At 48.9% G+C, this 8,153-nt stretch carries 7 protein-coding genes; all 7 read left to right on the top strand.

What is annotated here, in order from left to right:
- Positions 1-269: 269 nt before the first annotated feature.
- The 7 genes from flhB (at position 270) to motD (ending at position 8,127) form a co-directional block, all read left to right on the top strand.
- Entirely contained in the window at positions 270-1,421 is a 1,152-nt protein-coding gene (gene flhB / locus MJ769_RS05050; protein WP_239234861.1) for a flagellar biosynthesis protein FlhB, read from the top strand.
- The gene (gene flhA / locus MJ769_RS05045; protein WP_239234859.1) at positions 1,418-3,502 is read left to right on the top strand and encodes a flagellar biosynthesis protein FlhA; all 2,085 of its coding nucleotides are present in this window, start codon (positions 1,418-1,420) and stop codon (positions 3,500-3,502) included. The genes flhB and flhA overlap by 4 nt, the downstream gene beginning before the upstream one ends.
- On the top strand, positions 3,499-4,725 hold the full coding sequence (flhF, locus tag MJ769_RS05040; RefSeq protein ID WP_239234858.1) for a flagellar biosynthesis protein FlhF: 1,227 nt from the start codon (positions 3,499-3,501) through the stop codon (positions 4,723-4,725). Before flhA ends, flhF begins: the two co-directional genes overlap by 4 nt.
- Positions 4,715-5,593, top strand: a complete 879-nt coding sequence (locus MJ769_RS05035) for a MinD/ParA family ATP-binding protein (protein WP_239234856.1) — start codon at positions 4,715-4,717, stop codon at positions 5,591-5,593. Before flhF ends, MJ769_RS05035 begins: the two co-directional genes overlap by 11 nt.
- 313 nt (positions 5,594-5,906) lie before the next feature.
- Positions 5,907-6,617: an RNA polymerase sigma factor FliA gene (locus MJ769_RS05030; protein ID WP_239234854.1), complete on the top strand. Its 711-nt coding sequence runs from the start codon at positions 5,907-5,909 to the stop codon at positions 6,615-6,617.
- Positions 6,617-7,357, top strand: coding sequence for a flagellar motor protein (locus MJ769_RS05025; protein WP_239234852.1), 741 nt, complete (start codon positions 6,617-6,619; stop codon positions 7,355-7,357). Before MJ769_RS05030 ends, MJ769_RS05025 begins: the two co-directional genes overlap by 1 nt.
- Before the next feature lie 2 nt (positions 7,358-7,359).
- The gene (motD, locus tag MJ769_RS05020) at positions 7,360-8,127 is read left to right on the top strand and encodes a flagellar motor protein MotD (RefSeq protein ID WP_239234850.1); all 768 of its coding nucleotides are present in this window, start codon (positions 7,360-7,362) and stop codon (positions 8,125-8,127) included.
- Positions 8,128-8,153: the final 26 nt, after the last annotated feature.

Genomic DNA, 8,153 nt, shown 5'->3' with positions numbered 1-8,153 from the left:
TATTCAAATCGCTTTGGCGGGTAAGGCTCTTGAGGGATGGGGTGAGTAGTTACAATATATTGATTGTTAATGTTATTTTGTAAAAATGGGGCGATATGACTGGCTTTTAATGAGGGTGTTATTAAAGGTGGGCTGACATTACAGGGTCGGGTCGCATTTACGTGCGATCTTAATTCAGAGAGTGAAATACATCGTAAAACTCGCTTTATTCATCGTGCTGTGTTTTTCAAGATTGCTGATAATCACTATGGTTAGTGGAGTAATAAATCATGGCAGAAGACAGCGATCTAGAAAAAACAGAACAACCCTCACAACGGCGATTGGATCAGGCTCGTGAAGAAGGTCAGGCAGCGCGTTCGCGCGAATTGACTACCTTCTCTGTGCTGTTTGCAGGGGGGGCTGGGTTATGGTTGATGGGTTCCGGGTTGTCTTCGCAACTAACCAAGCTGTTTCGTGATGGTCTTACACTTGATTCTACACTGGCTTTCAATACCGATCTGTTGTTGCCACGCTTGCACACGCTGTCGTTGGAAGTTCTAGTGGCATTTCTACCTTTTCTATTATTGCTGCTTGTTATTGCCGCGCTATCCCCGTTATTGCTTAACGGCTGGATATTCAGCTTGAAGCCACTACAACCCAACTTTTCAAAACTCAATCCGATCGCAGGAATAGGCCGCATGTTCTCGATAAATAGCCTAGTCGAACTTGGCAAGGCTATCGCCAAGTCACTGGTGGTAGGTGGGATAGGTGTGTGGGCTATCTGGCACCACAAGGACTCAGTGATGATGATGGCAGCGGAGCCGTTAATTGCTGCCTTTCCTCATCTGGGCTATCTGTTGTGGATGAGTTTCGTCGCTATTATGGGGGGCATGTTTCTGATTGCATCAGTGGATGTCCCCTTCCAATTGTGGGAACACAACAAAAAACTGAAGATGACCAAGGAAGAGGTTCGTAAAGAGGCCAGAGAATCTGAAGGTGATCCACAGGTCAAGGGACGTATTCGCAGCATGCAGCTCGAAATGGCGCGCCGCCGCATGATGTCGAACATTCCGACTGCCGACGTGGTGGTGACCAACCCGACACACTATGCCGTAGCATTGAGTTACAGCGAGAAAGGGTTGGGTGCGCCTGTCGTGGTGGCCAAAGGTTCCCACTTGCTTGCTGCACGCATCCGTGAAATTGCCATTGAAAATAATGTGCCTATTCTTGAGGCACCACCACTGGCGCGCGCTTTGCACAAGCATACCGAGTTGGGGCAGGCCATTCCTGAAGCTTTATACAACGCGGTAGCGGAAGTATTGGCCTATGTTTATCAATTACGTCGTTATCGTCAAGGTGGTGGCGTTATGCCGGATGCGCCTCATGACTTGCCGGTGCCACCACAACTTGATCCCGCATCTGATGGGGAAGGGGCTATATGATTAATTTGTTGACAATACAAAATTTTATTAAGCGTATTGGTTTGCGCGGCATGGCTGGGCCAGTGCTGATTGTGATGATTCTGGCGATGATGGTGTTGCCGTTGCCACCGCTTCTACTGGATATTTTGTTCACCTTCAATATTGCTCTGGCTGTTATGGTGTTGCTGGTAAGTATGCATACCACCAAGATTCTGGATTTTGCTGTATTCCCAACCGTCCTGTTGATTACCACACTGCTACGCCTTTCTTTAAATGTAGCTTCAACTCGTGTGGTGCTGCTGGAAGGGCATACTGGTCCGGGAGCGGCGGGTAAGGTGATTGAAGCGTTTGGCCATTTTCTGGTGGGTGGCAATTATGCTGTCGGCATAGTCGTGTTCATCATTCTGGTGGTGATTAACTTTGTCGTGATTACCAAAGGTGCAGGTCGTATCGCTGAGGTTGGAGCTCGCTTCACATTGGATGCAATGCCTGGCAAGCAGATGGCGATTGACGCGGACCTGAATGCCGGACTGATTGGTGAAGATGAGGCGCGGCGGCGGCGTGCCACTATTTCGCAGGAAGCGGATTTCTATGGCTCAATGGATGGGGCCAGCAAGTTCGTGCGTGGCGATGCGATAGCGGGCATTGTCATCATTTTTATCAATGTCATTGGCGGATTGATCATTGGTGTATTCCAACACAACCTGGACGTAGCGACTGCCGCCAACAACTATACCTTATTGGCCATCGGCGATGGTTTGGTGGGGCAAATTCCTGCGCTTGTTATTTCCACCGCAGCCGGCATGATGGTGAGCCGTGTCTCCACTGAAGAGAATATCAGCCAGCAAATCGTGGGGCAGTTATTTAGTCAACCGCAGGTACTGATTTTAACTGCTGGCATCATTGGCATGCTGGGGCTAATTCCTAACATGCCGCATTTTTCTTTCTTGCTGCTAGCGGGTACTTTGGGCGGCCTGGCTTATTTCATCATGAAGCGCGCCAAGACTATCGAGCAGAAGCCTGAAGCGGCAAGTATTGTTGCACCGCCATCGGAAACGAATGAGGCGAGTTGGGAAGATGTTTCGCAAGTGGACATACTGGGACTGGAAGTCGGGTATCGTCTTATCGCGCTGGTTGATAAAGCTCAGGATGGAGACCTTTTGCGTCGCATCAAAGGAATACGCAAAAAATTTACACATGACATTGGATTTTTGCCGCCAGCAGTACATATCCGCGACAATCTCGACCTGCGCCCAAATGCATATCGTATTACTCTGAAGGGAGTTGAAATTGGCACGGGTGATGCCTTTCCCAATATGCATCTGGCGATTAATCCAGGCAACGCCACTGGTGTGTTACCTGGTAATCAGACGCATGATCCGGCATTCGGCCTGCCTGCAACCTGGGTGGACACGGCGATGCGCGAGCAGGCACAGTCTATGGGTTATACGGTGGTTGATGCCAGTACGGTTATCGCCACTCATTTAAGTCATCTCGTCCAAACGCATTCCGCTGAACTGCTGGGTCGACAGGAATTACAGCAATTGTTCGATCATTTGAGCAAGCTGTCACCCAAGCTGACCGATGATCTTATTCCTAAGCTGCTGCCGCTTTCTACAGTTCAGAAGGTGATGCAGAATTTGCTCGACGAAGGAATGCATATCCGTGACATGCGCACCATATTGGAAACGTTGGCGGAGTCTGCCGCTCAGACACAGGACGCACACCAGCTGACCGCCTTAGTGCGAGTCGCGTTAGGCCCGGCCATTGTGCAACAGTTCTACCCCGCAGCACAGGAATTGCAGGTGATCGGCATGGATAAAGAGCTGGAATATATCTTGATGCAGGCCATGCAGACGGGAGGCAGCAATTTGGCTATCGAGCCAGGATTGGCCGATACTCTTTTGCGAGAGGCGCGAAATGCTGCAAAGCTACAAGAACAATTAGGGCTGCCCACGGTGTTATTGGTTCCCGGACAGTTACGCGATTTGCTGGCACATTTTCTGAAACGCGCATTGCCGCAACTCAAAGTTATTTCGCATGAGGAAGTGCCCGGCTTCAAGGCGGTAAGGGTAACTTCAATGGTAGGGGGAAGCGCATGAACGTGAAAAAATTTGTAGCAACAACGTCGCGTGAAGCATTGCGGTTGATACGCATTGAAATGGGTGCTGATGCAGTTATTCTATCCAATCGTAAGGTAGACGGTGGGGTCGAGATTATGGCATTGGCCAGCGCGGAATTTGCCCAGTTGACACATGAGTCCAGACAGCCAGTGCCCGCCCCAGTCCCAGTCCCAATCCGGGCAGCGATAGTGGCGCAGAAGCGTGCACCTGCCGCAGTTGTGGCGGAGCCTGCAAAATCTTCCATATCTACAATGCAGATGGAGCAGCAAGGTATCCTCAGCGAGCTTAAGTTCATGCGCAATATGATGCAGGAACAGATGGACTGCCAATCGTGGTCGGATAGGCAGCAGCGCGACCCTCAACGCACGCGCATATTGCGCGATTTGCTGAATGCAGGATTTAGCGCATCCCTATCGCGCCAGATGATAGGGAAAATGCCAGCTACGGCCAATATGGAATGGGTACGTCAGGTTCTGGGGAACAACTTGCGTATCGCCACGAAGCAAGAAGATATCATAGTGCGTGGTGGCGTGGTTGCACTGATAGGTCCCACTGGCGTTGGAAAAACCACCACTACAGCCAAGCTGGCGGCACGTGCAGTGGTTCGCTATGGTGCCGACAAGGTAGCATTACTCACCACCGACAGTTACCGAATTGGTGCGCACGAACAATTGCGTATCTATGGGAAAATACTCGGTGTAACAGTGCACCTAGTGCGAGATACAGAAGATTTACGTCAGACCTTGGCTGGCCTGAAGAATAAACATTTGGTGCTGATTGATACCATCGGTATGGGACAACATGATAGTCGCATGGCAGCGCAAGCCGAAATGTTCAATGCGACTGGAGTGAAGCGTCTGTTGTTGCTAAATGCTACCAGTAGCGGCGACACTCTAAATGATGTGGCGTGCATGTACAACGGTGCAGGGGTAATTGGTTGCATTCCCACAAAACTGGACGAAGCGGTAACCTTTGGTACGGTGCTGGATGTGGCAATGCGCCACAAATTGATATTGCACTACATTGCCAATGGACAACGCGTGCCGGAAGATTTACACGAAGTAAATATGGAATATCTGTTGCATCGCGCCTTCAAACAATCTGCTAAAGCAGCTCCATTTACGTTGCACGAACTGGAATTTCCTGCGCTGATGGCGGGAGTGGGTGCGGCACCTATAATGCGGGAAAAATATGCAACTTGAGCGCGTAACTGATCAAGCGGAGGGATTGCGTCGTCTGTTGGTTCGTGCTTCCACGCGCGTGATTACGGTGGCTGCTGCCCGCGCTGGCTTCGGGGCAACCAGTGTAGTGGTGAATTTGGCTGCGTCCTTGGCGCGCGCTGGCAAAGAGGTGCTCATACTAGACGAAAGTCAGTCGCTCGACAATGTAAGTAACATGCTTGCACTCAAGTCACGTCATGACTTGTTGCACGCTATACGGTGCGGAAAGTCGATGCGCGAAATTATGCTGCATGATGGCCCACAGAATATACGCATACTGCCTGTAGCACGTGCCATTCAAGCGCTACCAACATTGTGTGCGCAAGAGCGTGAGCACTTACTGGAAAGTTTGGCAGAAGTATCCTGCGATGTAGATGTTGTATTGGTGGATGCAACGACATATAGGGATACAGATATTACGGGTAGCTTGGCACCTAATCAGCCGCTAATGTTAGTAATGAACTCCACTCCCTCTGCTATCACTGAAAGTTACGCCTTGATCAAGCGCATGGCTATGCAGGATGGGCATCAGCACTTTGGGATTGTGGTTAATAAGGCGTGTAATGAGCAGGCGGCACGCCTTGTATTTGGTAACATGGCGCAAGTAGCACGCCAACATTTGCAGGTATGTGTGGAATATCTGGGTTATATTCCATTTGATGAAAAGCTTAAACGTGCGGCACAATTAGGGCGCCCAGTTCTTGATGTGTTCCCGGCTGCGCAGTCTACTCTGGCATTCGGTGATCTGGGCCGCAACCTGATGTTGCTGCCCACTGCTGTAAACAAGGAGTCAGGAGGTCTGGCCAATATTATGCAGCGATTGATTCGACAGGTAAGTACTCTGAATTAGAACGCGCGCAAGTTATTTAAATATATAATTCGTGTTTATATAAACAAATCAATGTATTGACATTTAATTTATTAAAAAATATTATCAGTAATCTTTAATCTAATTAATAGATGTTGCTAAATTTCATCATGCGACATGCTTTATTAACCCAGTCAATCCCGCAAAGACTGGGTCTTGAGAGCTTTAAAAATATTTTGAATTTTGGATTTACGATTCACCATAGCCAGCCTGTTTTGAGGTTATCGAAACGAGAATGATGGTTGCCATCAATGACACTTATTCATAATCAATGTAAATCTCAATAACACTTATTATGTACACAGCCAGTGGAAAATGTGACAAGGAGCAGTGCATCAAAGAATATGCGCCGCTAGTAAAGCGTATTGCACATCATTTGATGCTGCGATTGCCCAGCAGCGTAATGGTAGATGACCTCATACAGGCTGGCATGATGGGTCTTTTGGAGGCGGCTGGGCGCTATGATGATTTGCGTGGTGCGCAATTTGAAACGTATGCCTCGCAGCGTATCCGTGGTTCGATGCTAGACGAACTGCGCCAAGCCGATTGGATGCCGCGCAACTTGCGTCGCGATATGCGCCGCATTGAGACGGCAATTTGCAAACTACAGCAACGCCTGGGCAAACCGCCGAGTGAAACGGAGCTTGCTCAGGAGTTGGGCGTCCCGTTGACAGAATATCAACAAATGTTGTTCACGGCGCGTGGCGCGCAATTAGTATATTACGAAGATTTTCATGGCGAAGGTGAGGAGGATTTCTTCGAACGTTATGATTTTGATAGCGATGCTAATCCGCTCGATTTGTTGCAAGATGAACGTTTTCGCAGTGCGTTGATTAAGGCAATAGGGAATTTGCCAGAACGTGAGAGCAAATTGATGGGTATGCATTACGAGCAGGATATGAACTTGCGCGAAATCGGGGAGGTGATGGGCGTAAGCGAATCGCGAGTGTGCCAGTTGCACAGTCAGGCGGTAGCACGTTTACGCAGTTCGCTGAAAGGGCATTAATGGACAAGCTTAGCTTAGCGGGCCTATTGCTCGGCCTAGGCGGAGTTTTAGGCGGTCAGTTACTTGAAGGGGGTGAGCTATCTATCCTTTTTCAGGGAGCGGCTTTCCTTATTGTGTTCGGCGGCACTCTGGGCGCAGTGATGCTGCAAAGTCCACTAAATGTTTTTGTGGAAGGCATCAAAATGGGCCGCTGGGTGTTCGTTACACCAACGTTATCCCAGCAGAAATTAATCTATCAGATTGCCGCTTGGAGCAGGCAAGCGCGCAAGGATGGAGTGCTTGTTCTGGAACCACAAATTGCCAGGAGCAGCGATTTATTTGTAAAAAAAGGGCTTCAACTGCTGGTGGATGGCAACAGTGCGGAAAAAATTAGAGAAGTACTGGAGGTAGATAATAATACGTATGAACAATTGCGATTCCAATCTGCACGTGTATGGGAATCAGCAGCAGGGTATGCGCCAACTATCGGCATTCTAGGCGCTGTGCTTGGTTTAATTCATGTCATGCAGAGTCTTGGCGAACCGTCAAAGCTGGGAGCAGGGATTGCAGTTGCGTTTATTTCTACCATTTACGGTGTGGGGCTTGCGAATCTAGTATTTTTACCCATGGCCAATAAATTGAAAATGTTGATTCTGCAACAGGTAGTAATGCGTGAGATGTTGGTTGATGGACTGACAGCCATTGCTAGTGGCGAAAGTTCAAATTTCATCGAAAGCAAGTTGCAGGGATTCATTCCTTAGTCATGGCGCGTCGGGCAAGACATAGAGAGCATGAAAACCATGATCGCTGGCTAATTTCATACGCCGACTTCATCACTCTGCTATTTGCCTTCTTTGTGGTGATGTATGCAATGTCTTCGGTGAATGAAAGTAAATATCAAATATTCAGTGCCTCATTGACTTCCGCATTTGGTAAACAGATAGTCAAACCCGCTGCAATCGTTCCAGCAAGCGAGCAGGGCTTGTTGCTAAAATCCTTGGTGGACAGGAGGAATGCCAAGTTAGCCCAGCAACAGCAGGAAGCCATGCAGGACATCGCCAAAAAAATCAATCAAGTCATGAGCGCATTGGTTAAAAATGGCCAGGTAAGTGTGATGCAAACTAATCGTGGTGTAGCGGTGGAAATTAACGCTAGTGCGCTATTCAATCAAGGGAATGCAACATTACAAGGCGGTGCAATAAGCACTCTTGTCGATGTGGCGAAGGTACTAGAGCCAGTCGATTTGGCCATTGAGGTAGAAGGGCATACCGATGACATACCCATTGCCACTGAGCAGTTTCCATCCAATTGGGAGCTATCCTCGGCACGAGCCAGTAGCGTAGTGCGTTTATTTATCGAGCATGGGTTGATGCCAAAGAACCTTAAAGCGATAGGCTCTGCCGCCAACCATCCGGTGACATCCAATGATACTGCGGATGAGCGCGCGCAAAATCGCCGAATAACAGTGACAATATTATCACCTATCATAGAGCGAACAGAACAAGAACCTAAAGAGTCGGTCGTCAAATAGTACGGCTCGTCATTCCAACGAAGGCC

Source organism: Candidatus Nitrotoga sp. BS (genome assembly GCF_927797785.1).
Classification (GTDB): Bacteria; Pseudomonadota; Gammaproteobacteria; order Burkholderiales; family Gallionellaceae; genus Nitrotoga.
The sequence above is the reverse complement of the archived record's forward strand: the minus strand, read 5'-3'. Positions and strand labels throughout refer to the sequence as shown.

Coding starts and splice junctions, on each gene's coding strand:
- flhB (WP_239234861.1), top strand. CDS start 270: ATGGCAGAAGACAGCGATCTAGAAAAAACAGAACAACCCTCACAACGG.
- flhA (WP_239234859.1), top strand. CDS start 1,418: ATGATTAATTTGTTGACAATACAAAATTTTATTAAGCGTATTGGTTTG.
- flhF (WP_239234858.1), top strand. CDS start 3,499: ATGAACGTGAAAAAATTTGTAGCAACAACGTCGCGTGAAGCATTGCGG.
- MJ769_RS05035 (WP_239234856.1), top strand. CDS start 4,715: ATGCAACTTGAGCGCGTAACTGATCAAGCGGAGGGATTGCGTCGTCTG.
- MJ769_RS05030 (WP_239234854.1), top strand. CDS start 5,907: ATGTACACAGCCAGTGGAAAATGTGACAAGGAGCAGTGCATCAAAGAA.
- MJ769_RS05025 (WP_239234852.1), top strand. CDS start 6,617: ATGGACAAGCTTAGCTTAGCGGGCCTATTGCTCGGCCTAGGCGGAGTT.
- motD (WP_239234850.1), top strand. CDS start 7,360: ATGGCGCGTCGGGCAAGACATAGAGAGCATGAAAACCATGATCGCTGG.